This window comes from Acinetobacter piscicola (assembly GCF_015218165.1).
GTDB classification, from domain to species: domain Bacteria; phylum Pseudomonadota; class Gammaproteobacteria; order Pseudomonadales; family Moraxellaceae; genus Acinetobacter; species Acinetobacter piscicola_A.
Genome location: NZ_CP048659.1, coordinates 222037 through 248356, shown reverse-complemented (window position 1 = coordinate 248356; position 26320 = coordinate 222037). Strand labels below are relative to the sequence as shown.

General features: G+C 39.3%; 32 protein-coding genes. 14 read left to right on the top strand and 18 right to left on the bottom strand.

The annotated features are described in order from the left end of the window. Window positions 1–5: 5 nt before the first annotated feature. The 4 genes from G0028_RS01240 to G0028_RS01225 all read left to right on the top strand — a co-directional run bounded on the left by G0028_RS01240 (window position 6) and on the right by G0028_RS01225 (window position 2828). Window positions 6–755: a helix-turn-helix domain-containing protein gene (locus tag G0028_RS01240; protein ID WP_180046520.1), complete on the top strand. Its 750-nt coding sequence runs from the start codon at window positions 6–8 to the stop codon at window positions 753–755. An 86-nt stretch (window positions 756–841) separates the two neighbouring features. Continuing rightward, entirely contained in the window at window positions 842–1342 is a 501-nt protein-coding gene (locus G0028_RS01235) for a hypothetical protein (protein ID WP_180046522.1), read from the top strand. Window positions 1343–1490: 148 nt separating this feature from the next. Further along, window positions 1491–2039 carry a glutathione peroxidase gene (locus G0028_RS01230; protein WP_180046524.1) on the top strand — a complete coding sequence of 183 codons (549 nt, stop codon included), beginning with the start codon at window positions 1491–1493 and terminating at the stop codon, window positions 2037–2039. Between the two features lie 165 nt (window positions 2040–2204). Continuing rightward, window positions 2205–2828, top strand: a complete 624-nt coding sequence (locus G0028_RS01225; RefSeq protein WP_130074804.1) for a hypothetical protein — start codon at window positions 2205–2207, stop codon at window positions 2826–2828. Between the two features lie 90 nt (window positions 2829–2918). Here the strand turns inward: G0028_RS01225 and G0028_RS01220 are convergent, their stop codons facing one another. Beyond that, entirely contained in the window at window positions 2919–3209 is a 291-nt protein-coding gene (locus G0028_RS01220; protein ID WP_306669460.1) for a hypothetical protein, read from the bottom strand. A gap of 159 nt (window positions 3210–3368) precedes the next feature. Between G0028_RS01220 and G0028_RS01215 the strand changes: the two genes are divergently transcribed. After that, complete coding sequence (locus tag G0028_RS01215; protein ID WP_130074805.1) at window positions 3369–3818, top strand: ATP-binding protein; 450 nt, start codon at window positions 3369–3371, stop codon at window positions 3816–3818. 4 nt (window positions 3819–3822) lie between these two features. Beyond that, window positions 3823–4578: a tRNA(His) guanylyltransferase Thg1 family protein gene (locus G0028_RS01210; protein WP_130074806.1), complete on the top strand. Its 756-nt coding sequence runs from the start codon at window positions 3823–3825 to the stop codon at window positions 4576–4578. Between the two features lie 46 nt (window positions 4579–4624). Here the strand turns inward: G0028_RS01210 and G0028_RS01205 are convergent, their stop codons facing one another. The 10 genes from G0028_RS01205 to G0028_RS01160 all read right to left on the bottom strand — a co-directional run bounded on the left by G0028_RS01205 (window position 4625) and on the right by G0028_RS01160 (window position 12836). Further along, a complete protein-coding gene (locus G0028_RS01205) occupies window positions 4625–5044 on the bottom strand; it encodes a F0F1 ATP synthase subunit epsilon (RefSeq protein WP_120375742.1) in 420 nt (139 codons plus the stop codon). A gap of 26 nt (window positions 5045–5070) precedes the next feature. After that, entirely contained in the window at window positions 5071–6465 is a 1395-nt protein-coding gene (atpD, locus tag G0028_RS01200; RefSeq protein ID WP_130074807.1) for a F0F1 ATP synthase subunit beta, read from the bottom strand. A 26-nt stretch (window positions 6466–6491) separates the two neighbouring features. After that, on the bottom strand, window positions 6492–7361 hold the full coding sequence (gene atpG, locus G0028_RS01195) for a F0F1 ATP synthase subunit gamma (RefSeq protein ID WP_130074808.1): 870 nt from the start codon (window positions 7359–7361) through the stop codon (window positions 6492–6494). A gap of 89 nt (window positions 7362–7450) precedes the next feature. Continuing rightward, window positions 7451–8995, bottom strand: a complete 1545-nt coding sequence (gene atpA, locus G0028_RS01190) for a F0F1 ATP synthase subunit alpha (protein ID WP_130074809.1) — start codon at window positions 8993–8995, stop codon at window positions 7451–7453. A 60-nt stretch (window positions 8996–9055) separates the two neighbouring features. Further along, window positions 9056–9592: a F0F1 ATP synthase subunit delta gene (locus G0028_RS01185; protein ID WP_130074810.1), complete on the bottom strand. Its 537-nt coding sequence runs from the start codon at window positions 9590–9592 to the stop codon at window positions 9056–9058. 11 nt (window positions 9593–9603) lie between these two features. Next, window positions 9604–10074: a F0F1 ATP synthase subunit B gene (locus G0028_RS01180; RefSeq protein WP_130074811.1), complete on the bottom strand. Its 471-nt coding sequence runs from the start codon at window positions 10072–10074 to the stop codon at window positions 9604–9606. A gap of 39 nt (window positions 10075–10113) precedes the next feature. After that, entirely contained in the window at window positions 10114–10359 is a 246-nt protein-coding gene (gene atpE / locus G0028_RS01175; protein WP_000424060.1) for a F0F1 ATP synthase subunit C, read from the bottom strand. 84 nt (window positions 10360–10443) lie between these two features. Continuing rightward, window positions 10444–11319 (bottom strand): F0F1 ATP synthase subunit A, encoded by an 876-nt coding sequence (atpB, locus tag G0028_RS01170; RefSeq protein WP_068975643.1) that lies wholly within the window; start codon window positions 11317–11319, stop codon window positions 10444–10446. Between the two features lie 110 nt (window positions 11320–11429). After that, on the bottom strand, window positions 11430–11822 hold the full coding sequence (locus G0028_RS01165; protein ID WP_111861471.1) for an ATP synthase subunit I: 393 nt from the start codon (window positions 11820–11822) through the stop codon (window positions 11430–11432). A gap of 171 nt (window positions 11823–11993) precedes the next feature. Next, window positions 11994–12836 carry a metal ABC transporter solute-binding protein, Zn/Mn family gene (locus G0028_RS01160; RefSeq protein ID WP_174493514.1) on the bottom strand — a complete coding sequence of 281 codons (843 nt, stop codon included), beginning with the start codon at window positions 12834–12836 and terminating at the stop codon, window positions 11994–11996. A 139-nt stretch (window positions 12837–12975) separates the two neighbouring features. Here G0028_RS01160 and G0028_RS01155 point away from each other — a divergent pair, with 139 nt between their 5' ends. The 3 genes from G0028_RS01155 to znuB are packed head-to-tail and all read left to right on the top strand — an operon-like array spanning window position 12976 to window position 15047. Then, window positions 12976–13473, top strand: coding sequence for a transcriptional repressor (locus tag G0028_RS01155; RefSeq protein WP_130074813.1), 498 nt, complete (start codon window positions 12976–12978; stop codon window positions 13471–13473). Beyond that, window positions 13446–14243 carry a zinc ABC transporter ATP-binding protein ZnuC gene (gene znuC, locus G0028_RS01150; protein ID WP_174493515.1) on the top strand — a complete coding sequence of 266 codons (798 nt, stop codon included), beginning with the start codon at window positions 13446–13448 and terminating at the stop codon, window positions 14241–14243. Before G0028_RS01155 ends, znuC begins: the two co-directional genes overlap by 28 nt. A 3-nt stretch (window positions 14244–14246) precedes the next feature. Next, a complete protein-coding gene (znuB, locus tag G0028_RS01145; RefSeq protein WP_180046526.1) occupies window positions 14247–15047 on the top strand; it encodes a zinc ABC transporter permease subunit ZnuB in 801 nt (266 codons plus the stop codon). Between the two features lie 169 nt (window positions 15048–15216). Here the strand turns inward: znuB and G0028_RS01140 are convergent, their stop codons facing one another. Beyond that, entirely contained in the window at window positions 15217–15837 is a 621-nt protein-coding gene (locus G0028_RS01140; RefSeq protein WP_180046528.1) for a LysE family transporter, read from the bottom strand. A gap of 164 nt (window positions 15838–16001) precedes the next feature. On the opposite strand from G0028_RS01140, the gene G0028_RS01135 reads away from it, so the two are divergent. Next, on the top strand, window positions 16002–16925 hold the full coding sequence (locus G0028_RS01135; protein ID WP_180046530.1) for a Dyp-type peroxidase: 924 nt from the start codon (window positions 16002–16004) through the stop codon (window positions 16923–16925). Between the two features lie 52 nt (window positions 16926–16977). Here the strand turns inward: G0028_RS01135 and G0028_RS01130 are convergent, their stop codons facing one another. The 5 genes from G0028_RS01130 to G0028_RS01110 all read right to left on the bottom strand — a co-directional run bounded on the left by G0028_RS01130 (window position 16978) and on the right by G0028_RS01110 (window position 20652). Next, window positions 16978–17232, bottom strand: coding sequence for a hypothetical protein (locus G0028_RS01130; protein WP_180046532.1), 255 nt, complete (start codon window positions 17230–17232; stop codon window positions 16978–16980). Between the two features lie 166 nt (window positions 17233–17398). Beyond that, entirely contained in the window at window positions 17399–17848 is a 450-nt protein-coding gene (locus G0028_RS01125) for a hypothetical protein (protein ID WP_174493519.1), read from the bottom strand. A gap of 24 nt (window positions 17849–17872) precedes the next feature. Then, window positions 17873–18406, bottom strand: coding sequence for a hypothetical protein (locus G0028_RS01120; protein ID WP_180046534.1), 534 nt, complete (start codon window positions 18404–18406; stop codon window positions 17873–17875). 86 nt (window positions 18407–18492) lie between these two features. After that, window positions 18493–20193: an NAD-dependent malic enzyme gene (locus G0028_RS01115; protein ID WP_130074821.1), complete on the bottom strand. Its 1701-nt coding sequence runs from the start codon at window positions 20191–20193 to the stop codon at window positions 18493–18495. Between the two features lie 174 nt (window positions 20194–20367). Next, on the bottom strand, window positions 20368–20652 hold the full coding sequence (locus G0028_RS01110; protein WP_130074822.1) for a DUF2798 domain-containing protein: 285 nt from the start codon (window positions 20650–20652) through the stop codon (window positions 20368–20370). A 196-nt stretch (window positions 20653–20848) separates the two neighbouring features. Between G0028_RS01110 and argS the strand changes: the two genes are divergently transcribed. Both argS and G0028_RS01100 read left to right on the top strand, forming a co-directional pair. Beyond that, window positions 20849–22639, top strand: coding sequence for an arginine--tRNA ligase (argS, locus tag G0028_RS01105; RefSeq protein ID WP_180046536.1), 1791 nt, complete (start codon window positions 20849–20851; stop codon window positions 22637–22639). A gap of 104 nt (window positions 22640–22743) precedes the next feature. Then, entirely contained in the window at window positions 22744–23355 is a 612-nt protein-coding gene (locus tag G0028_RS01100) for an SPOR domain-containing protein (protein WP_130074824.1), read from the top strand. Between the two features lie 53 nt (window positions 23356–23408). Here the strand turns inward: G0028_RS01100 and G0028_RS01095 are convergent, their stop codons facing one another. Next, window positions 23409–24059, bottom strand: coding sequence for a response regulator (locus G0028_RS01095; RefSeq protein WP_130074825.1), 651 nt, complete (start codon window positions 24057–24059; stop codon window positions 23409–23411). A gap of 376 nt (window positions 24060–24435) precedes the next feature. Between G0028_RS01095 and msuE the strand changes: the two genes are divergently transcribed. Together msuE and sfnG are read left to right on the top strand one after the other, a co-directional pair. Beyond that, window positions 24436–25164 (top strand): FMN reductase, encoded by a 729-nt coding sequence (gene msuE / locus G0028_RS01090; protein ID WP_130074826.1) that lies wholly within the window; start codon window positions 24436–24438, stop codon window positions 25162–25164. A 26-nt stretch (window positions 25165–25190) separates the two neighbouring features. Then, the gene (gene sfnG, locus G0028_RS01085) at window positions 25191–26297 is read left to right on the top strand and encodes a dimethylsulfone monooxygenase SfnG (protein WP_130074827.1); all 1107 of its coding nucleotides are present in this window, start codon (window positions 25191–25193) and stop codon (window positions 26295–26297) included. Window positions 26298–26320 lie beyond the last annotated feature (23 nt).

The following is a 26320-nucleotide window of genomic DNA, read 5'->3' as shown; positions in this document are numbered from 1 at the left end:
TCACTATGTCATATACCTCACTGATTTCTGTAGAAGAATTCTTTTACCAAAAACATGATATTGTCACACCCCATTCAAATTTATGGGGTGATTTTAATTTGAGTCTAAATGGTACTTTAGAACTCAATATCGCAGATCAAACCTATCTTTCACCACCAAGCTATGGTTTATGGATCCCCCCTCAAATTGAGCATTGTTGTACGGCTGTGGATGATCATTTAACACATTATATTTGTATCCGTATCCATCCAAAGTTATGCCAAAATTTGGCGAAACAAGTACAAACACTCAATGTTCGCCCTTACCTCCGCCAAACCATTGAAGAAATTTTAAATCAGCAAAAGTTAGGCATCCCTAGGGTTGAATACTACGAACATTTATTACAATTGGTACTTGATCAGATTCAGTATAGTGACTCATACACGCATTATTTACCTCAGACTAACCACCCTATTTTAAAACCGATCCTTGAACGACTTTCAGATCAAAATCTATTTAATAAAAGCTTGCAACATATTTTAAATGACTTCGATATTACAGAACGACACGCACTGCGTCTTAGTCAGGAACAACTTAAGCTTTCACTCTCTGAATGGCGCAATCGCGCCAAAATCATTTATGCAATTTCATGCATACAACGTGGCAACGCTGTGAAAAAAGTCAGTTTAGAATTAGGTTACCAACACAGCTCTAGCTTTATTGAGTTTTTTAAACGCTACACAGGACAAACACCTACACAGTTACTTGGAAAATAAAATTTAATTTTTAAATATAGGCACAGCACAAGCAAAATTAGAAATTGAGATAAAATATGATTCTTTTTAAAATTTGAATAAGTGAAATGAAAAAAATAATCTGTATATGCCTACTCTTTTTTACATATCATTATTGCGCTTTCGCAACAACTTATCCCCAACCGCCACAAAAGGTTCAATCACTTACTCCTCAAATAAACAACACCAGTAAAGATGAACTTGCTGAAATTCAAACACTTTCGACAAATAAGGCCAAAGATGCACTGGCATTTCAAGATGCCGTTATACAAGCAGCACAAAACCATGATCAAATTGAGTTACAAGCCCTTGTTCACAAAATGAAAAAATTCGTCGAAGATTTTAACCAAGACTTAGATGCACTGACATTAAAAAGCCCAGAAGCAAATAGCATCCGAAGTAAAATAAAACAAATCAATAATTTAGGTATTAAACTTTCTGAAGAAGCTGTGAAAGATTCGCCTGACTTAGATAACATCAAAGCACTTCAAGCAGAAATTAACGAATTACAACAACTGTTATCAACAGAAATTATTCATGTGCAAAATAAAATAGACATCGCAAAATAATGATTCAACGTCTAACAAAAGCAGCGTATTTGATCTGCTTTTTTTGTCTTAAATTGTATGATTCTAACAATTATATCTTGCTGAAAAGCAGAATAATCGCTAAAACATTAAAGCATAATATTTTTGAAAATGACTTTAGGACAATAAGATGAGCGCATCTGTTTACGACATTCCGGTAAAAACTATTCAAGGTGAAGAAGTCACCCTCAATCAGTATCAAGGTAAAGTTTTACTGCTAGTCAATGTTGCATCTAAATGTGGATTAACACCACAATACGAAGGCTTAGAAAAACTGTATCAAGCCAAAAAACAAAAAGGCTTAGAAATTTTAGGTTTTCCAGCCAATAACTTCTTGGCACAAGAACCGGGTTCAAATGAAGAAATTCAACAATTTTGTTCACTGACCTACGATGTACATTTTCCACTTTTTGCTAAAATTTCAGTCGCAGGCGATGACAAACATCCACTCTATAACACCCTAATTCATGCAATTCCTGAGCGTATTGGTGAAGGACCATGGTGGAAAGACTTGGTCGATTATGGCTTAACACCAAACCCAAAACCCGAAATACTCTGGAATTTTGAAAAATTTTTAGTGAATAAAAATGGGGAAGTCGTGGCACGTTTTGCGCCAGACATTACCGCAGATGATCCTCGTATTGTACAAGCGATTGAAGCGGAACTTGCCAAAGCATAATCAATGCGTTGTAATCAAGATGACTGAGGTCATCTTTTTTTATGCGCTCAAAACACTAAAATATAAATACAGTAATAAACTGTTATTCATTTGCAACAATCCTATCTTTATCCATAGTTCAGTTTTATATTAAAAATCATAAGATTATTTTTGAATTTGAATGTTATGAAAAAGCTAATTCAAGGCGCCCTTCTCCCTTTTATTATTTTTACCTCAGGGGTGCTTTTACTCGGTTGTAACCAAACCACTGAGCCACAGGAACATACTGAACAATTTGAACAAACAGAAACATTAAAAGATGAAACACATGAAAATGCATCATTAGCCGCAGAGGTTGAAACTGAAACAGCACAAGTACAAAACAATGAAAATTTAAAAAGCGGCAACATGTTTTATATCGCGCGTGACGTTGCTGATGTTCAGCTAAAAACAGGAACTTACATCGAAAAATTACAACAAGCACAAACTGATTTGCAAACAGCAATTGACAGTAAAGATCAGCAACAACTGCAAGAAACAGCAAAAAATTTAAGTCATGAGTTACAAGGTTTTAATACAGCATTGATTTCTTTAGATTTAAAAAGCCAAGAAATTGACAATATACGTCAACACGTTTTATTCGCAAATAAACAAGTGCTTAGTTCGCCACTACTCAATGGTGAAGTTGATTTTACAAAAATTGATTTTGATAAAATTGAAAAACAAATGAGTACAATTCAATCTGAAATGATCAAATTGGCAGGAATGATGATTCCCAAAGGTGGATCTTCAGACAGCCACAACAGCTAATTTAAGTGTCACTTCAAATTCATTTACAGTTAAATAGGATATTCCATACGGAATATTCTATTTTTTGCTGACATTTGCACATTTAAAAATTTAAGTATGTGCTTTAAATGCATGTTGCATTAATTTTTGAACCTGCTCAGAAACCTCACGTTGTTCTAAAAAAGAAAAATCACCACGATAGGCTTGTTGAACGATTTCTTGTGCAAAATCATGCAGGAATGGTCGCCCATTTTGTTGATAAAACACAGCTTCTTCAGCATCTAAATGAATATACCAACATGACACCACCGAACTCATGTCGATGGCAATACTAAAATAATACCGTGTATCATCCTGATATAATTCCCAAAAATGTACTTCTTGCTCAATCATTTTCATCATGATGTATTCTACTTTTACCTTTTTTATAAAATACATAGAAATATTTCAGCATCTAATACCACTTTAGCGCTAGAACATCAACATTTTCAAGCTCAGACTATATTTGCCATTACAAGCATGTTTTAATCTAAAAATAGATAAAAATGACTGAAGTAAACCATGCAACTGATTATTTTTACAGGTGTCCAAGCATCGGGTAAATCGACATTTTATAAAGAATATTTTTATAAAACACACTTACGTCTAAATTTAGACATGCTAAAAACACGCCATCGTGAAAATATTTTATTTGAAGCAGCTTTAGCTTCTAAAACCAAGATGGTGATTGATAATACCAACATGACGAAAGCAGATCGTGCGCGTTATATCCAACGTGCTAAAGATGCTGAATTTGAAGTGATTTCTTATTATTTTGAAGCTGATTTGGACAGCACATTAGAACGCAACCGACAACGATTCGGTAAAGAACGAATTCCTGATCAAGGTGTACTTGCCACAGCTAAAAAGTTTGAACTACCCTCGCTTCAGGAAGGTTTTGATGAACTTTATAAAGTTAACATTATAGAAAATCAGCAATTTTCCATACAGCTTTTAGCAATTCGAGAATAACCTCATGAGATTTAATGATTTAGATACTCGCTTACGTGTATATGAAACAGCTTATGATTTTTGCGTACCACCTGAACAATATATCGTGGTACGACTTGATGGTAAGGGGTTTACACGATTGACTAAAGAAATTTGGCAATTTGAAGCACCTTTTGACATTCGCTTTAGAGATTTGATGGTCGAAACTACTGCACATTTAATGCAATGTGGTTTCAACATTATTTATGGCTATACACAAAGTGATGAAATTTCACTGCTTTTTCATCTTAAGGATGACAGTTTCAACCGTAAAACACGCAAAATCATTTCGATATTGGCGGCTGAAGCCAGTGCAAAATTCAGTATTTTACATGGGCAAATGGCAACTTTTGATGCTCGAATTTGTATTTTACCCAATGCAAAAATTGTTGAAGACTATTTTCGTTGGCGACATGAAGATGCTCATCGTAATGCTTTAAATGCACATTGTTATTGGATGTTACGTAAAGAAGGTGAGACTATTAAAAAAGCAACCCATCAAGTCAAAGGCTTAAATCGTCAAGAAAAGCATGATCTTCTGTTTAGCCGAGATATTAATTTTAATGAATTGCCATCGTGGCAAAAAAGAGGGACTGGTCTATATTGGCAAGAAGTTGAAAAAGTAGGATTTAATCCAAAAACCAAACAACCAACAGTATCGACTCGTCGGAAAATTTTTAAAGACTATGAATTGGCTTTAGGGGATGAGTATAGTCAATTTATAAAAAAACAATTTTTATAAATAAAAAACCGCCCTTTCGGACGGTTCTTCAATCTCAAACTGCGTCTTATTGAGCGCGGTTTTTGATTTTGCGGATGGTTTCCAACTGAGCAGCAGTTTCTGCAAGCGCAGCCAAAGCAGCAGCAGCGTCCAAATCGCTCTTTTGATTTGCAAGCAATTGTTCAGCATTTTTACGTGCTTCAATAATTGCAGCTTCATCTAAGTTTTCTGCACGGACAGCAGTATCTGCTAGAACCGTAACAACATGCGGTTGAACTTCAAGTACACCACCAGATACATAGATTAACTCTTCTGTACCGTTCTCAAGCAGAACGCGAATCGCGCCCGGCTTAAGTAAAGTAACTAACGGAGCATGACCAGGCATAATACCGAGTTCACCGCCAGCACCTTTCGCGATTAGCATTGTTACAGTGCCTGAGTACAAAGACTCTTTAACACTGACAACATCACATTGCATCGTAGACATGAGAATCTCCTAAATTAGGGAACTAATTAAAGTTTCTCAGCTTTAGCAATCACTTCGTCAATACCACCAACCATATAGAACGCTTGTTCTGGGATGTGATCGTATTCACCAGCTAGAAGACCTTTAAAGCCACGAATTGTTTCTTTAAGCGGTACAAGTTTACCAGGAGCACCAGTAAACACTTCAGCTACGTGGAACGGTTGAGAGAAGAAACGTTGAATTTTACGCGCACGGTAAACAGTCAATTTATCTTCTTCAGCCAATTCGTCCATACCAAGAATTGCGATAATGTCTTTCAATTCTTTATAACGTTGAAGAACGTTTTGAACTGCACGAGCAATTTCGTAATGCTCAGTACCCACTACAAGTGGATCTAACTGACGTGAAGTTGAGTCAAGTGGATCGATCGCTGGATAAATACCAGAAGATGCGATGTCACGGCTCAATACAACAGTTGCGTCCAAGTGAGCGAACGTCGTTGCAGGCGATGGATCTGTTAAGTCATCGGCAGGTACGTATACCGCTTGAATTGACGTAATAGAACCAGACTTAGTCGATGTAATACGTTCTTGTAGAACACCCATCTCTTCTGCAAGAGTTGGCTGGTAACCTACAGCAGACGGCATACGACCTAACAATGCTGATACTTCAGTACCCGCAAGTGTATAACGGTAGATGTTATCTACGAACAATAATACGTCACGGCCTTTACCGTTTTCGTCTTTCTCGTCACGGAAGTACTCAGCCATAGTCAAACCAGTTAACGCTACGCGTAAACGGTTACCTGGTGGCTCATTCATCTGACCGTAGACCATTGCTACTTTGTCAAGAACGTTAGAGTCTTTCATTTCGTGATAGAAGTCATTACCTTCACGAGTACGCTCACCAACACCAGCAAACACAGATAAACCTGAGTGAGCTTTTGCGATGTTGTTGATCAACTCCATCATGTTTACAGTTTTACCAACACCGGCACCACCGAACAGACCAACTTTACCACCTTTCGCGAACGGGCATAGTAAGTCAATGACTTTAATACCAGTTTCTAAAAGGTCAGTAGAAGCAGCTTGTTCAGCATAAGAAGGCGCTTGACGGTGAATCGGTAAACGTTCTTCAGTTGCAACTGGACCAGCTTCGTCGATTGGGCGACCAAGAACGTCCATGATACGACCCAAACATGCAGTACCTACAGGTACAGAGATTGGAGCGCCAGTATTAGTTACGTTCAAACCACGCTTAAGACCTTCAGTAGATCCCATTGCAATAGTACGAACTACGCCATCACCAAGTTGTTGCTGAACTTCTAAAGTAGTTTCAGTACCGTCAACGTGGAGAGCGTCATAGATCTTAGGAACGCTGTTGCGTTCAAACTCGACGTCGATAACCGCGCCGATGATCTGAATGATACGACCGCTACTCATTGCTGTCTCCTCAATTCAAAATAATGTTAAACGGCAGCGGCACCACCAACGATCTCAGAAATTTCCTGAGTAATCGCGGCTTGACGCAGCTTGTTATAAATGAGTTGTAGGCTCTTGATCAATTCACCCGCATTATCTGTTGCAGCTTTCATTGCAACCATACGAGCAGACTGTTCACATGCGATATTTTCAATCACACCTTGATACACCATAGACTCAATGTAACGAACCAATAAACCATTCAAAAGCTCTTCAGCTTCTGGTTCATAGAGGTAGTCCCAACCGTATTGGCGGTTTAGACCTTCATTCTCTTCAGCAGCAGCTAAAGGAACAAGTTGTTCGATTTTTTGGTTTTGAGTCATGGCATTGACAAAGCCGTTTGACACAAGATAAATACGATCTAATTCGCCTTTATCAAATGCGTCCAACATCACTTGTACAGAACCAGTTAACTGTTCAAGACTTGGTGCATCGCCTACATTCGTAGTCGCCCCAAGTACTTTACCGCCGTAGTTTTTAAAAAACGAAACCGCTTTTTGACCAATCAAAGCAAATTGAACTTCAATTGACTGCTCTTGTTGCTGTTGTACGTGTTTAACCACTTTTTTGAACAAGTTAATGTTCAAACCACCAGCAAGACCACGATCTGAAGACACAATGATATAGCCAACGCGTTTGACTGGGCGTTCAACCATATAACGGTGTTTATATTCAGGATTCGCTTGTACCAAATGAGCAATTACACGGTGCATATTTTCGGCATACGGACGGCCCTGAGCCATGCGCTCTTGCGCACGACGCATCTTAGAAGCTGCTACCATTTGCATCGCGCGAGTAATTTTCTGCGTGCTCTTGATACTAGCTACTTTGGCGCGAATTTCTTTTAAATTTGCCATACGCTTAACCTAGTATTCGAAAGCCCTTTCGAGCCTTCGAAGGTTGATTCCGTGAACCAAACCATAACTAGATTCAACATCGTTGAATCTTAGTAAGTTTGAGTCGCTTTAAAGCTTTCAATACCTGCTTTAATTGCAGCTTCGATGTCTTTGTCATAAGCACCAGTTTCATCGATTTTTTGCATTAACGCAGCATGTTCTGAACGGAAGTAAGAAATTAACGCAGCATCAAAGTCTACGATTTTCTTCACTTCAACGTCAGCCATATAACCTTCGTTAGATGCATAAATTGAAACTGCTTGGTCAGCAATTGAATATGGAGCATATTGTTTTTGCTTCATTAATTCAGTTACACGTTGACCATGTTCAAGTTGCTTACGCGTTGCTTCGTCAAGGTCAGAAGCGAACTGAGCAAACGCAGCCAATTCACGGTATTGTGCTAAAGCAGTACGGATACCACCAGACAATTTTTTGATGATCTTCGTTTGTGCAGAACCACCAACACGCGATACAGAGATACCCGCGTTCACAGCAGGACGAATACCTGCGTTGAATAATGATGTTTCTAAGAAGATCTGACCGTCAGTAATCGAAATTACGTTGGTTGGTACGAATGCAGATACGTCACCTGCTTGAGTTTCAATAATCGGTAATGCAGTTAATGAACCAGTTTGGCCTTTAACTTCACCGTTAGTGAATTTCTCAACGTAGTCAGCAGATACACGAGAAGCACGTTCAAGTAGACGTGAATGAAGATAGAACACGTCACCTGGATAAGCTTCACGACCTGGTGGACGACGAAGAAGCAATGAAATTTGACGATACGCAACCGCTTGTTTAGACAAGTCATCATAAATGATAAGCGCATCTTCACCACGGTCACGGAAGTACTCACCCATTGTACAACCAGCATATGGAGCAAGATACTGCATTGCTGCAGGATCCGCTGCAGCAGCTGCTACAACAGTTGTGTACGCCATAGCACCAGTTTCTTCAAGCTTACGTACAACGTTTGCAATCGTTGATTGTTTTTGACCAATCGCAACGTATACACATTTAATGCCTGATTGTTTTTGAGCAATGATCGCATCGATCGCCATCGCTGTTTTACCAGTTTGACGGTCACCAATGATCAACTCACGCTGACCACGGCCTACAGGAATCATTGTATCAACTGATTTATAACCAGTTTGTACAGGCTCATCTACAGATTGACGCCAAATTACACCAGGTGCTACTTTTTCAACAGCATCTGTAAGTTTTGCATCAATTGGGCCTTTACCATCAATTGGATTACCCAAAGCATCTACGACACGACCAAGAAGTTCAGGACCAACTGGAACTTCTAATACACGGCCTGTGCAACGAGCTTTTTGACCTTCTTGAAGGCTTAAGTAGTTACCTAAAACAACGGCACCCACTGAATCCTGTTCTAGGTTCAGTGCCATACCGTATAAGCCGCCGTCGAATTCGATCATTTCACCGTACATTGCATCAGCAAGGCCGTGAATACGCACAATACCGTCGGAAACCATCACAATGGTTCCTTCGTTCTTAGCGGTCGCGCTGGTGTCCAGATCGCCGATACGCTGTTTAATGAGCGCACTGATCTCGGATGGATTCAGTTGTTGCATTGCGCTATACCTCAATCTTTTATTAGTTCAGTCTTCGTCTTATGTAATTATGATGCACAATTACGCTAAAAGACGAGTACGCATTTTTTCAAGCTTGCTAAGCGCAGAATCATCTATCACTTGGTCGCCTGCACGAATAACAACACCAGCAATCAATGCTGGGTTTACTTCAACTGTAACTTTCACAGCGCTGTTCAAACGTTTTTCCAACGCATGAGCCAACTTCTGTTCTTGTACTGAATCTAGCGGGAAAGCCGATTCAATCACAACGTCTACAGTGTTGTTATTTTGCGATTTGAGTTGTTCAAATTCAGCTTCAATTTCAGGTAACAAGGTCAAACGACCGTTGTCAGCAAGAAGTGTCAAAAAGTTTGACACCGCTTCAGTTTGCTGTTCACCTAAAACTTTCGCGAAAAGTGCAACCTGCTCAGCAGGTGTCAACTCAGGGCGATTTAAATAAGCGGAGAATGCTTCATCTTGCACCGCAGCACTGAGCAGTTGTAATGCATTTGACCAAGCGTCAGTTGCATTTTGCTCAGATGCATAAGCAAATGCTGCTTTAGCGTATGGGCGTGCCAACGTCAAGAGTTCAGCCATATTCGCCTCTCTTAAAGTTTAGCAGCCAGCTGATTCAGCATGGCATTATGAGCTTCTGCGTCAACTTGTTGGTTCAGAATTTTTTCTGCACCAGCAACTGCAAGAGCAGCAACTTGTTGACGTAATTCTTCACGAGCAGAATTGATGTCTTGGTCAACAGCATCTTTCGCTTGTTGACGAATACGCTCACCTTCAGCAGATGCTTGGGTACGCGCTTCTTCGACCAATTGTGCCGCACGACGGTTCGCTTGTTCGATCAATTGAGCCGCTTGTGCTTTTGCTGCATCAATTTCTTGCTTTACTTGTGCTTGCGCATCAGCAAGATCAGCTTTCGCTTTTTCAGCAGCATTTAAGCCATCAGCGATTTTACGCTGACGCTCACTAATCGCATTGATTAGTGGTGGCCATACAAACTTCATGCAGAATGCGACAAAAATCGCAAATGCAATCGCTTGGCCAATCAATGTGAGGTTGATATTCATTGCAAATTCCTCAATGGTTTAATTTAGGAATTAAGCTGATTAACCTACAAATGGATTTGCGAAGATGAAGAACAAACCAATACCAACGCCGATCATAGGCACAGCATCAAGAAGACCCGCAATTAAGAACATACGAGTTTGAAGTTGTGGAGCCAATTCTGGTTGACGAGCAACAGCTTCAAGGAAGCGACCGCCTAAAAGACCAAAACCAATCGCAGTACCTAAAGCACCAAAAGCGATCAAGATAGCAGATGCAATTGCAACTAGACCTAAAGTGAGTTCCATGATAATTCCTCAGAGGTTAGGTTTTATACCAAATTAAGTTAAAAAAACTGTACCTAACCACCGATTGATAGTTAGGTAATACCATTAATGCTTTTCGCTTGCCATGCTTAGATAAACGATGGTGAGCATCATAAAAATAAATGCTTGCAGGGTGATAATCAAAATATGGAAAATCGCCCATGGCACAGACAATGCCCACTGGATCCAGAACGGTAATAATGCGATAAGAATGAAGATTAATTCACCCGCATACATGTTACCGAAAAGTCGGAGAGCCAAAGAGATTGGACGTGCAAGGAAAGTTACCAATTCCAAAAGCAAGTTAAATGGAATTAAAAGCGCTTTAGCGATTGGATTCTTAGGATTGAATGGATTCAGTGCCAATTCGCCTACAAAACCACTCACACCTTTTTCACGAATACTGTAGAAAATAATGAGAGCAAATACAGATAAAGACATACCAAGAGTAATGTTAGGATCTGTAGTAGGTACAATTTTGAAATACACACTGTGTGGATCCATACCAAACACGTTGCTACCAATAAGCGTAGCGAGATGTGGAATGAAATCTACTGGTACTAAGTCCATTAAGTTCATGAGGAAAATCCACACAAAAATGGTTAGTGCCAACGGTGCAATCAAACGAGACTTCCCGTGGAAAGTATCACGAACACTTGAATCTACAAACTCAATAATCATTTCAATTGCAGACTGGAACTTGGTAGGAACACCAGAGTTTGCAGCTTTCGCTACGCACCAGAACAACAAACAGAAAATTAAACCAAGTCCGATAGACCAACCCATTGAATCCAAGTGAATAGCAGTGAACCCCATCTGTTGAGCTTCAGCACCACTTTCAGCCAATTTCCATGTACCGTCTGGCATTTTACCATAGGTCATATTGGTCAAGTGATGCTTGATATACTCGGTCGAAGTAAGGGCATGTTCTTCAGCAGCCATAAATCACACCTGGTCAATGTAAAAAAACTAATAGAATAAAACGAATATCGCGTGCTGCTTGATATCTCGCCTATTCCTGAAAAACTTTTCAATTTTTGCTGTGCTTATACTCATTTTTGTAAACGGGTTGCCCAAAAAGGAGCAATCCACGTCATGGCTTGTACAAGTATAAAACCACAAAACAATGCGACCGGGGATAACGGTTTGACATTGCTTAAAATTAAAATGAATCCAACGATCACAATTGCAAATTTGCCCATCATGCCCCGATACATGTTCGAAAGAACTTGTTTCGATGCTCGCGCGCCTGCTGCTCGAAATGACTGCCAAGAAAAATAACAACTAGCAAGCCAACATATTAGTGCACCTAATGCTGCACTCAAAGCCGCAGTCGAGTCTTTCAAGACCCACCCTATCAAGGCTGAAACAGGAATCATACATGCTTGTAAATAGACCAAAGCTTTCGCTAATCGTCGGTCAATCATGCGACTAGTTCGGCTCATTTTTTATCCACTCACAGCATAAATGCTTGACAAGTTTAGCTGATGATCGTTTTTAATCGCAGGCATTATAGAGTTACACCCCTGAACATGCAATCTTTTCCCGACCTTAGTCGTGTTTTTTTCACAGATTAAATTGCTTTTGATCTGTACAATTGTTGCTTAATATTTGCATCATTTTCGTGCATTAACTACGCAAGCTTGTGTTTGTGCAGCTAAAGTTTGCCATGCAACCACAAAATCTTGTTGTTTCGCTAAAGATTCATCAACCGATTGAAATGTAATTGCACCCAATTTTTTATATTGACTTGGGCTCGCACTGGCTTCAGCAAGTAAACAGACTTTTTTGCTTGGTCGATGGTCATTGAGGTATTTAATTTGGGCAATCGTGGGTGCAACATGTGGGTCATCAGTCATCGCACCCGCAAATTTTAAGTTAAGCGAACGTTCTAAATATTGATAAGCATCATGATATGCCCAATATGGTCGTGCTACCCCCTCTCCTGTATATTTTTGTGATGCTAAAAGCATTTCATTGGCAAATTTTTTCGCATTATTCCAATACGCTGTTTTATTTTCAGGATGTTGTTGTGAACGTAAAGCTGCAATAAAGAAACCGATACGTACAGCATTGTTTGGATCAAGCCATACATGAGTATCGACAGTATCTTTTAAGGCAATACCTCGTGGACTTCTTAAGGGCAAGGCTTGGATAATACCCGAATCTAAAATAGAAATGGCATTGGCATTATCTTGCAACGCTTTTTCGAGCGGTGCTTCATGGGCTTTACCCAGCCAAATCACCAAAGATGCCTCTTTAATGGTTTTCCGGTTCAATGGCGTTAGCTGTACATCATGTCCACTTTGATGATCTAAAAGCAATACAGGTTCTTCAATACCTTGCATGACTTTTTTTGAAATCAAATAAATAGGATGTGTTGACACCACCAAAGGTGCTTGTGCCCACGCCATACCTGCAAATAATGCGCTGACACAGAAAGCAAAGAAGCGTTTCATGTGGAAAAATTTACCAAAATTACTTAAATGTTATAATATAACAAATATGAAAAAAAACCTATGCCATTCGTAACATGATCAGGCTTCATGTTACTATTTGTGATTGTCCTTTTACTAAAAACGTCTTTTGAGGTGTGCAATGAACCTATGTTCACACGAGCATCATGATACTTTACATGGCGTCCATGACCATCAAAATGTCAAAACTCGTCTAATAGAAGCAGAAAATATTTGTGCTGCTGCGGGTGCTCGTCTCACACCTCTACGAAAAGAAGTGCTAGAACTCATCTTAAATTCGACAGGTCCCGTGGGTGCGTATGACTTATTAGCAAAACTAAAAGGCTCATCTGAACGCCCTGCTGCCCCACCAACAGTGTATAGAACATTAGACTTTTTATTAGAAAAGGGTTTTATTCACCGTTTAACCTCTATCAATGCCTATATTCCGTGTTGCCACCCTCGTGAAGGACACCAAGCGGCTTTTTTGATTTGTTCTGAATGCCATACGGTGAAAGAGGCTTCTGCTAAAGGTCTGATTGAGCAACTTGATCAACTCTCAGATTCAGATGGATTTAAAGCACACCACAGTATTATCGAGATTTCAGGACTATGTCAGCAGTGCTCGAACAAGGCTTAAAGCCAGTCACAGCTTCGCTTGTGCAATTACAACAGATCAATGTGCGGATTGATGAGCGTGATATTTTAAAAAATGTTGATTTTTCTTTACATGAAAAAGAAATTGTCACGCTGATTGGTCCCAATGGCGCAGGAAAATCAACCCTGATTAAGGTGCTATTGGGCATAGTAAAGCCCAACTCAGGTAAAATCATTAGCCCTAAAAAACTCAAACTGGCATATGTACCACAAAAATTCAATCCTTCGCATAGTTTACCACTACGTGTGAAAGATTTACTTGATCTCGAAAAATGCGACAAAACCATTAAAACCGAAATCATTCGAGATACAGGCATTACCAAACTAAAAGACTCAAAAGTACAGCAGCTTTCAGGTGGCGAACGTCAACGTGTGCTATTGGCACGGGCGTTATTACGCCAACCGGATGTTTTAGTGCTTGATGAACCTATGCAAGGCTTAGACATTCAGTCTGAAGCTGAACTCTATGATTATGTGCGCAGTTTGCCTGAACGCTATGGTTGTTCGATTTTAATCGTATCGCATGATTTACAATGGGTCATGCAAGGGACACAACGGGTCGTGTGTTTAAACAAACATATTTGCTGTAGTGGTTTACCTGAAAATATTCAACAACATCCTGAGTATCAAGCGATTTTCGGGACAAATCGTGTCCCATATCAACACCATCATGATCATTGTGCACACGGTGACTCTGCAAAAACCTGTGAACATGATGCTCGTCCCCACATTCACCCTGAACCGGAAGCCTAGATCATGATGGAATGGTTACAACTGCTATTACCAGCATGGATTATGGGCACACTTTTGGTTTTTCTAACAGCACCTTTGGGGTGTTTAATGTTGTGGCGCAGGATGTCTTTTTTTGCCGATACCATGGCACACGGCACGCTCTTAGGGGTGGCACTTGCAGCAGTGCTAAGTCTGCCTTTATGGATTGGTGTAACGTTTACCGCTATTTTATTAGTGGCAATTCTTTGGGTATTGCACGATCCTCGTTTACCCAATGATGCTTTGCTTGCGCTGTGCTCCGCAACTTTACTCTGTTCAGGCTTGTTGCTGATTCAGCACTTACCTGCCCTACGACCTGAATTATTGAGTTATCTATTTGGTGACCTACTCACCATTGAATGGTCAGATTTACCTGTATTTATTGGTATTATCATCGCAGCTTTGGCTGTTTTATTTCACTATTGGCAAGCGCAGATTCAAATTGCCATTGATCCTGATATTGCGGTCAGTGAAGGGGTTAATGCAAAATGGCAACGCCTAATTTTCATGTTGCTTTTGGCATTATTTACCGTTTTAGCATTACGTGCTGTGGGCTCTTTACTCATGGGTGCATTGTTGGTTATTCCTGCACTCAGTGCACGTCTCGTGTCACACTCTCCAAAACAAATGGTCATTGCTGCTTTTATCATTGCTCAAATGGGTGTGACTGTCGGTTTATGGTCAAGTACGGGTTTAAATATTTCCACAGGTTTAAGCATTGTTTTAACCATGTCGATTGTATTTGCCATGATCTTTATTATTCAAAAAGTTAAAAAAATCCGTTAAAACCTGAGAGCTTCAAATCATTAAACTCACTGCCAAAGTTTAATATAGTCTGTTTAATGATTTGCTTTTTACGGTATATGTCTCCACTCAAACATAAGATCATTATGACTCAACGTTTTTCGTGTAAATATAAGCTCATTCTAAAAAAGAATACTTAAAATGTATTCCATCACTGATGCACCAAACTCAACAAAGCTGCGGCGCAACTAAATAATATGGCAAAAGTACGATTCATATATTTTTGTTGTTTTGGTGATTTCAATAATCGTAGTACTTTAGCGGCTAAACCTGTATAACCTGCCATCACGATCAAATCAATCGTAATCATGGTGACAGCCATAATCATATATTGAATCCACTGTGGTTTAGACAAATCTAAAAATTGTGGCAAGACTGCGAGTAAAAACACAATGGCTTTAGGATTACTCATATTCACCAAGAAACCATGTAGAATGAGCATAGGAATCGTTTTAGGCTGAGTTTCGGCTTTAATATCGATCGACTGAATGGGTGCATTCCATTGTAAATATGCCAAATACAATAAATACAACACTCCAAACCATTTCACCAATAAAAATGCCCAAGGTGTCGTCGCAAATAACACCCCTACCCCTGCTGCAACAATGCCAATTTGTACAATTAATGCCAGTTGTAAGCCTAAAGCATTCCAATAACCACGGCGAAAACCATAGCTTAAACCACTCGACATCGATGCAATTGCGCCCGCACCAGGGGAAATACTGATCACCCAGCACGCCAACATATAAGCAAACCAGACTTGATAAGACATAATAAATATCAGGAGAATTTTTGAAATGTAATTATAACGATTTTAATACCATACTTTTCGATTAATTTAATCGTTAAAAAATATAAAGCTTCGCTTTCTAGTCTGTGTATGATCATGCACAATAGTTAAATTGAATGAATAATAAATGAAGGAGCCATCTCGTAATGACAGCCCAATCTGTAATTTTGCCTTTACCGTCAAATCATGCCCGCTTTATTGTTTTAAATTTAAAAGATCTGTCTATTGATGCTTTAAAAGAACAACTCAATGCGCTGTTTAGCACACGTGATCGTTTAATCACCCAGCATCCTGAAGCTGAAATTAAAACGTCTGTCGCATTTGGTCCCGCACTTTGGACACAGCTTTATTCTCAAACTCCGACAGGTTTTAAACAACTTGAACCGATTCAGGGTTCTTTCAACATGCCTGTAGTGCCTGCGGATGTCCTGATTCATATTGCTTCAGCACGTGCAGATTTATGTTTTGCAATGAGCCAATCATTTTTTGATGGCATCCAAGACCAAGTTGAAGTTTTGGACGAACGAGTGTGTTTCCGCTATTTAGATGGTCGTGATTTAACAGGTTTCATTGACGGTACTGAAAATCCACAATTCCCTGATGACCGTGACGAAGTCGCATTACTTGGTGAAGAAGCAGGTATTTTTGCTGAAGGCTCTTTTGTCTTTGCACAGCGCTATGTACATAATCTTGACAGCTGGAAACGCTTAAAAGTGGATGCCCAGGAAAACGTTATTGGACGTACCAAGCTCGAAAGTATTGAACTTGATGATGATGTTAAACCTGACAACGCCCACATTGCGCGTACGGTGGTTGAAGACGATGCTGGTGAAGAACTGGAAATTCTGCGTCATTCTCTACCCTATGGCGATGGTCAGGGTGAACAAGGCTTATTCTTTATTGCCTATACCAAAGACTTAACGCGTATTGATAAAATGCTCGTGCGTATGTTTGGTACAAGTGGCGATGGCATTCATGACCGTTTACTTCACTTTGTGACCCCAGTAGATGGCGCTTATTTCTTTGCCCCGAATGAAGACATACTCGAAGAAATTCTAGATACAGAATAATTTTGCAAGCCAATATTCGACTTATCGGAGAAGAATATTTTCTAGATCAACATTAAGGTGCATTGGAATTTCGTACTTCCAATGCGTCAATACATTGTTGCTCCGTTGAATATGCAAAAATACGTAAGGAAGCTTCTTCAATATAAATTGCATCATTTCCCAAACCAAACGCCTGCTTAGAAATATCACATTGGTCAGGTTTCAGTTTATAAAATTTCACTGTATGACACATCGGCTCTGGCGAGTTTTCATCAAATCCAAACCATGTTTCCACATTCATCGTTTCACAAAATTCTTTTGAATCCATAGATGCTTCTTGGGATGATGTTTGTGCTGAACGGTTAATTTGTTCTACTTTTTCTTCAACAGCAGCTGTAATTTGAGCTTGATCATCGCCTATTTTTGTGATGGGTCATGACATGCTGTCACCCCCATCAACACAAGAATGACAATACTAATTTTATTAAATTTTTTCATTTCCCACTCAATCTTTGTTTTAGACTGTCGGCTTCTTCATATTCAATGTCCTGAATTCGCATACAGTTTTGCTCCATACGCATTTTGAAATCAATGAATTGTTCGCCAACTTTAAGTAGTGCACGATGCTCTGTCGCGTCCAAAACACGAATAGAAATATCATCAGCTACATCCTGTGCATTACTCAAAATGTTAAAATCTAAATGACATTGACCCTGTATTTTTGCCGCACACTTTTGCTCACGCAATAAAAGTTGCACCATATTGGCATCAAAATAATGACGCAAAATCTGTCGAGGCTCGCCTGCAATATCTTTGTCTGAGTGCGGTGGATAATCCCGATACAATTCAGAAATCAAGTCACGACTACTTTGCACACACGAAATATTATCTGCAAAGACCTGTGCGCTACTTAACAGTAAAACCACAACTAAATATTTTTTCATGTCTTTTTAAATCTGCGTCTATATTTATTTACTGTTATCGTCAAAAGAATAATGTGTTAAATCTATGCCTCGTTGAAAAATATTTTGGATCAAAATATACGGCAATTTTGAATTATTCCCTAACGCTGCACATTTCAAATCAACGCCGTGTCGATTGGCTGTTTGGGTTGGAATAAATTTATCTTCTACAAATGAATATTTGCCTAAATCTCTAAAAAATCCATACAGATTATTGTTTGAATCGCGAAGCACGTACAAATTACTCAAGTCATTTTTATAATAAGCTTGATACAAGGTGTATTTTTGCTGCCCCGCTTGGATCACATCACACTCATCGGTTGCCATCCATTGATCATTATTGTGGTTTAGCCCCATCTTTTTTAGTAACGCACTGACTTTGGCATCCTCCCAAATCAAAGCACAATGTTGACGTTTGAGCTTTTTGATTTGAATGGTTTTTTTCTGTTCAGTTTGCCACTGTGTTTCGCATATATTTTCTTGTGCATACACGCTTGAAACTGACAAACATACGGCAAGTGCTAAAACTATTTTTCTCATATATACATCGCTTGCTATACGCATTTTAAATATAAAAATGGAGTCTATGTAGACTCCATCTTATGTGAATAGACAATAAATTCAACTTAAAATGGTATACGTTTATAACGACGATACTCAGGTTTCCAAAAGTTTGCTTCAATATTTTCTTGTAATTGCTCATCACTAATCGCAGGTGCAACACCATCTTCGATCGCTGCTTTTGCTACTTTAAAAGCAATGATCTTAGAAACTTTTTGTAGCTCGTTCAAATCAGGCAATAAGTCAGCATGAATATCTTGTAATTTTGGTGAACAATCTGCCAAAGCATTACTTGAAGCCATTAACATATTATCTGTGACACGTGTTGCTTGTACTGCAACAACGCCCAGCCCTATACCAGGGAAAATGTATGAGTTATTACATTGTGAAATATTAAAGATTTGACCTTGATAATTCACAGGTGCAAATGGACTACCTGTTGCGATTAAAGCTCGCCCTTCTGTCCATTCGATAATATCAGCAGGCACAGCCTCTACACGAGAGGTCGGGTTTGATAATGGTAAAACAATCGGATGCTCGCAATTGGCAGCTAAAGTTCGGATAATTTCTTCCGTGAATAATCCTGGTTGTCCCGACACCCCAATAAGAACCGTTGGTTTAGCATTTTTAACTACATCAAGTAATGAAATGACTTCTTCTGCATTGCCCCAATGCGCGACTTCCTCAGGCTTTTGTGCCAATTTACGTTGGAAATCTAACAGGTTCGGCTGATTTTCAGTGATTAAACCAAAACGGTCGACCATAAAGACACGTGCACGTGCTTCAGTATCGGTCAGACCTTCTGCCACCATTTGTGCAACAATTTGTTCTGCAATACCACAACCTGCTGAACCTGCACCTAAAAATGCCACTTTTTGGTCTTTCAGTTGTTTGCCTGCCGCACGACTTGCAGCAATGAGACTGCCTACTGACACTGCTGCTGTCCCTTGAATATCATCATTAAAACAGCAAATTTGATTCCGATATTTTTCCAGTAAAGGCATCGCATTTTTTTGTGCAAAGTCTTCAAATTGAATTAATGCTTTTGGCCAACGACGCTTGATCGCCGCAATCACATCATCAACAAAATGATAATATTCTTCGCCGCTGATTCGAGGCTGATTCCAACCGAGATAAATTGGATCATTTAACAATTGTTGATTGTTCGTCCCCACGTCTAAAGTAATCGGTAATGTATATGCAGGACTGATGCCACCACATGCGGTATAGAGCGATAATTTTCCGATTGGGATACCCATGCCACCAATGCCCTGATCGCCTAATCCCAAAATACGTTCACCATCGGTAATGACAATTACTTTGACATTTTTCTTATTCACATTATGCAAAATATCATCGATATGTTCACGGTCTGGGTAGGAAATAAATGTCCCACGATGACGGCGATAAATATCCGAGAAACGCTGACATGCTTCACCAACGGTTGGTGTGTAGATGATTGGCATCATTTCACTGAGATGATTTTCAATCAGGTGATAAAACAAGGTTTCATTGGTGTCTTGAATATTTCTAAGATAAATATGTTTATTGATAGCGTCATTAAAGTCGCAATATTGTTGATATGAGCGTTGACTTTGTTCTTCGATGGTTTCGATCACATGTGGAATCAAGCCATATAAATTAAATTGGCTACGCTCTTCTTCCGTAAAGGCCGAGCCTTTATTTAAAAGCGGAAGCTCAAGGAGAGTGTTCCCTGCATAAGGGGTATATAACGGTTTCTTTACTTGCAAGTTTTCTGTGGTCATGTCCCATCTCATTATGTTTAGATTTAGATGAAAATCCAGATAACAAACACTCGAGTTTCATCTATCTCGGGCTATAGATTAGTCCTTTTTTTACGATTTAGGGTATTTCTTAAATTGATAGTGATATGAGATAGATTTAGACATGTAATACAGCTTTAAAAACAACAGATCAGCTTATTTATGCGGTTGATTTGGTGACATGTCGACAAATAAACTGGTTAGTTTTCTTACAATTGGCAATATGATCAACACGATAGGATAAGCAAACATCCATGACATCATCCAAGCAGAAAAGAAAATAGAGAATAAATTTTCGATCCAGCCCAAGTTCTTGACAGTATTTATAAACGAAATGATACCACTCATCAGTCCTGATAATAATAAAGGTAAAATCCAAGGAGCATATTTGGCAGGTAACTTCGGAATATTACCAATAATCATGGCTTTTTTCTGATTCATACAACGCGCTTTTGACACATATAAACCACATACAATAATTGAAAGTATTAAGATTTTGAATCTTTTTCAGTATTTATCAAAAATTAAACAAACGTATTTGTCTTCTTTTGTACTTTGCATACAAATGGTTTTACCTAAAAGCATGGAAATTTGCTATATTTGCTGTTTTTCTGCGACATTTATTTCTCGATCGATTATGAATACGGCAATACAAGCAGCTCTTGATCATGCAGTGCAATCCCTACAAGCTGAAGGGACCCTTCCATCTGACTGGAACAACACCAGCGTTTTAACGCGAACCAAAGACCGAAGCCATGGGGATTTTGCGTCAAATATTGCCATGATGGGTGCGAAAGTTGCAGGTATGAAGCCTCGTGATCTTGCAGAAAAAATCTTGGCAAATTTGCCAGAAGTTGCAGATATTAGTAAAGCTGAAATCGCAGGTCCTGGTTTTATTAACTTCTTTTTAAATGCAGACCAACGTTTTGCAGTGCTTGATCGTATCGAAGCACAAAAAGATCAGTTTGGTAAAACCCAAGCCAATGCAGCAAAGAAAATCCAAGTTGAATTTGTGTCTGCAAACCCAACCTCAAGCCTTCACGTTGGTCATGGTCGCGGTGCAGCTTATGGGATGACCGTTGCAAACTTACTTGAAGCAACAGGTGCAAAAGTTGACCGTGAATATTATGTCAACGATGCAGGTCGTCAAATGGACATTTTGGCAACCTCAACTTATTTGCGTTATTTAGAGCTAACAGGTCAAACTTTAGTTTTCCCTAAAAATGCCTACCAAGGCGACTATGTAAAAGAAATCGCGCAAAGCATTATCGACAAAGATGGTGAAGCGTACGTTCGCCCTGTCGCTGAGGTATACAAAGATGTCCCTGAAGATGTTCAATATGCAGCAGAACTTGATGCTGATGGCAACAAAGTTGTACTTTCAGGTGATAAAGAAAAACACATTGATGGTTTAATTCATAACTCGCAAAACTTAATTGGCGAAGGCTATCGTGTTTTCCATCAAGCGGCTTTACATGCCATTTTAGATGACATTAAGGATGACCTTGGTGAATTTGGTGTGACCTTTGACAAATGGTTCAGCGAAGCATCATTGACTGAAAAAATTGATGAAGCATTACAAACTTTAGACCAACGTGGCTTCCTTTACGAAAAAGATGGCAACATTTGGTTTAAATCGACTGAATTTGGTGATGAAAAAGACCGTGTCGTCAAACGTCGCAATGGTCAAACCACATATTTTGCCTCTGACATCGCATATCACTTGAACAAATTACAACGTGGTTATACCGATATTATCGATATTTGGGGTTCAGATCACCACGGTTATATTGCACGTGTCAAAGCGGCAATTGATGCGATGGGCTATGACTCGAAAAAACTTACCGTATTACTTGTTCAATTTGTGAGCTTATGGCGTGGCGGTGAGATGATACAAATGTCATCTCGTTCAGGTCAGTTCGTGACTTTGCGTGACTTACGTAAAGAAGTGGGCAATGATGCTGCACGTTTCTACTATGTAATGCGTAAATCTGAACAACACATTGATTTTGACTTAGATCTTGCTGTGTCACAAAGTAAAGACAATGCGGTGTATTACATCCAATATGCACATGCGCGTATTTGCCGTATGCTTGAAAAAGCGGCTGCAGCGGGTATCAATTTTGATACAGTAAATGCACGCCAATTTGCTGCAAAATTAGACTTAGATGCAGAAACAGAAATTCTTGCAAAACTTGCAGCTTATCCTGAAATTTTGATTCGTGCTGCGAACAATTATGAACCACATCAAGTGGGGAATTATTTAAAAGAATTAGCGTCTTTATTCCATGGTTGGTACAACGAACATAAAGTTTTAGGTGATGATGCCGAGTTAACACAAGCTCGTTTATTATTGTCAAAAAATGTTCAACAAGTCATCTATAATGGACTAGAGTTACTCGGTGTTTCTGCACCAGAGGCAATGTAAGGTATCGCTAAAATACTGTAGAAATCTATTGAGTATCGTCCACCGTGTCGGTACTCAAAGACGTTGTCAAATATAACGTTGTTATTGAGTAAGAGGAATTCCACGTGTTTGGAAAAACGCAACGCGGCGTGTCTGAACGACCTAATAAACCTAAAAAACCATTGATTCCAAAATGGTTAGGGATGCTTGTCGTTATATTAATTATCCTCAGTTTTGGTGTCGCACTGATGCTCTGGAAACCGTGGGCACCTGTAAAAACACGTAGTAATGAAGTGACTTCTGATCATTATCAAGAAGATACCAATAAAGATTACCGTTTTTATGACCTCTTGCCCAACCAACAGGTAACACCAATTCCAGAGCAAGCTGTGCCTGAAACTCAAACAAGTACACAGCCTGTGATCGTGGAAGCACCTGAAACACCAAGCAGTAGTGAGGAAGTGAATGTTGGTTTAGATAGCTCTGAACAAGCACCTGCACCTGTACAACCTGAATATATTTTACAAGTACGTAGTTACCCTGACCCTGACAGTGCCGATGCGCGCCGTGCTGAAATCATTTTAAATGGTCTATCAGCAGATGTCGTTAAAGCAACCGAAGGTGGTCAAACATGGTACCGTGTAATTTCTGGTCCTTATGATTCTCAAAATGCAGCAGTGATTGCACAGCAGACCTTACAACATAGCGGTATTGACTCAATCGTAGTCAAACGCTAATGCTCAATAAAAATGGATGCTAAAAGCATCCATTTTTATAACATCACAATAAATTACACTTTTTTCTCTTCAATATTCAGTGCACTGATCGCCAATACCGCTTGGGTACGATTTTGCACGCCCAATTTACGGAAAATTGCAGTGACATGCGCTTTAATTGTCGCTTCAGACACTTCAAGTTCATAAGCAATTTGTTTATTCAGCAAACCTTCTGCCACCATCATCAACACACGGAATTGTTGCGGCGTCAAAGATTGAATGCGTTCAGCCAAGGCAGCCTCATCTGCTGCACGTGGATCAAAACTCATATTTGCAGGTAAATTTGGAGGTAACCAAATGTCCCCTTCTAACACCTGTCGAATCGCTTCACCAATATGGCTTGGATGCGCTGATTTTGGAATGTAACCCATTGCACCATGTGCAATGGCACGTTGGATAATCGAAGCTTCTTCATGCGCAGAAACGACAATGATGGGCAATGAAGGATATTGTGCACGGACATGCACCAGTGCAGAAAACCCAGATGCACCCGGTAAATTTAAATCTAACAGAACTAAATCAGGTTCAGGACCATTCTCTAAACGCTCATAAAATTCATTCACTGCAGCAGTTTCATGAATTTGAGCTTGGGGTAAACTATAACGCACCGCTTGAATTAAAGCATGGCGAAACAGTGGATGGTCATCAACGATTAAAATATTCATAAGCGAAGTGAGAGCTCTCTAGCACAGTCTTTCATTCTAACTGTACTATTGCTGTTAAAGATAATTAAATATAACGAATTTTTAATAATTTTGTCGCTTTAAATATAAAATCCCTACACATTTTATGTTATTTATCATTTTTTGTATTTCTTTATCGTTTTTAAATATAAATTTAAGCATTTGCAAAGAATTGCTTATATATTTTAAAACTAAATAAATATATCAAGCAGTTAAAGAATAAAAATAAACCTCAAAATAAATTTTTAGCATATATCCAAAAATCTGATAACCAATCTGTTTTTGCTTATTTTACAGAATATATTGAATGTTGATTAATAAATGTCATTCCGATATTAAACGCTTTTAGGTTATTGACATGTCATTTATTCAACAGAAACCCTTAAATATTGTTGCTGTATCAGGTGGCTTAAATCACCCTTCAAAAACCGAAGCTTTAGTCCAAGCCATTTTAGATGAATTAGGTGAAGCCACGCCCATCCATGTACATTTCATTAAATTTAGTGAAATTGGGCAACTCTTAGGTGGTGCAATTTACCGTCATCAACTCCCACAACGTGTACAAGAAGATTTAGCAGCCGTAGAAGCAGCCGATGCACTGATTGTTGGAACCCCTGTTTACCGTGCGTCATTCACTGGGTTATTTAAACATTTCTTTGACTTTGTTGAACAAACTGCATTGGTCGATGTACCTGTATTGCTTGCTGCATCGGGTGGTTCAGACCGTCATGCTTTAGTACTTGAGCATCAACTGCGTCCATTGTTCAGCTTCTTCCAAGCACAAACTCTACCGATTGGTGTTTATGCAACAGATCGTGATTTCACACCTGAATATACGATTCACAGCGAATTTTTACGCGATCGCATCACGCTTGCCGTTGCACGTGCATTACCCATTTTAGAGTGGGCACCTGCCAAAGGAAAACGTGCAGATGTGGTGAAAGTAAAATCTCAACAGGCGTCACAAAACTTAGGCATTAACAAACAAATCGAGCAAGAAGAAGTTTTACCCTCCGCTGCTGTACCAAGTTTAGATGCAGCAGAAGCACGGATTCATCATAAAAAGCCAAAAACACACGTGGCTTAATTATTAATTATTCCAAGGATCAACTAATGTCACAACACGATAAAAATATTAAATTTGCGTATTGGGTACCGAATGTGAGTGGTGGTTTGGTGGTGAGCCAAATCGAACAGCGTACAGATTGGAGCTATGACTATAATGTGCGTCTAGCAAAAGCCGCTGAAAAAAGTGGCTTTGAATATGCACTCACTCAGATTCGCTTTACAGCAGGATATAACGCAGAAAATCAACATGAATCAGTGAGCTTTAGTCATGGTATTTTGGCAAAAACTGACAAATTAAAAGTGATTGCCGCAATTTTACCAGGTCCTTGGAAACCAGCACTGGCAGCCAAGCAATTAGCTACCATTGACCATTTAACCAATGGGCGTATTGCCATCAATGTAGTCAGTGGTTGGTTTAAAGGTGAATTTGATGCTATTGGTGAGCCTTGGCCTGAACATGATGAACGCTATGTTCGTTCAGAAGAGTTTATTCGCACACTAAAAGGGATTTGGACAACAGATCATTATAGTTTTGAGGGTAAATATTATCAGTTCCAAGATTATACCCTCAGCCCAAAACCCATTCAAAAGCCGCATATTGAAATCTTCCAAGGTGGTAGCTCTCGTGCCGCACGCGATATGGCTTCACGTGTATCGGATTGGTACTTTACCAACGGCAATACGCCTGCTGAGCTGAAAAAGCAGATTGATGATATTCGTGAAAAAGCAAAGGCAAACAACCATCAGGTTAAAATTGGGGTCAATGCCTTCATTATTGCCCGTGATACTGAAGAAGAAGCTCAAGCCGTGCTACAAGACATCATTGATCAAGCCAATGTTGAAGCAGTCAATGCCTTTGGCGATGCAACTCGTGAAGCAGGTGCAGCTTCTAAAGAAGGTGAAGGTAACTGGGCAAAATCTACTTTTGAAGATTTAGTGCAATACAATGATGGCTTTAAAACCAATCTGATTGGCACACCACAACAAATTGCTGAACGTATTGTGGAATTAAAAAGTGTGGGGGTAGATCTTGTGCTTTCAGGTTTCTTACATTTTATTGAAGAAGTGGAATATTTTGGCGAAAAAGTATTACCTCTCGTTCGTGAATTAGAGGAGGCTCAAAAACATCAAATCACTGCAAAATCAGCTTAAAGTGTGGGTCAATAATCACAATA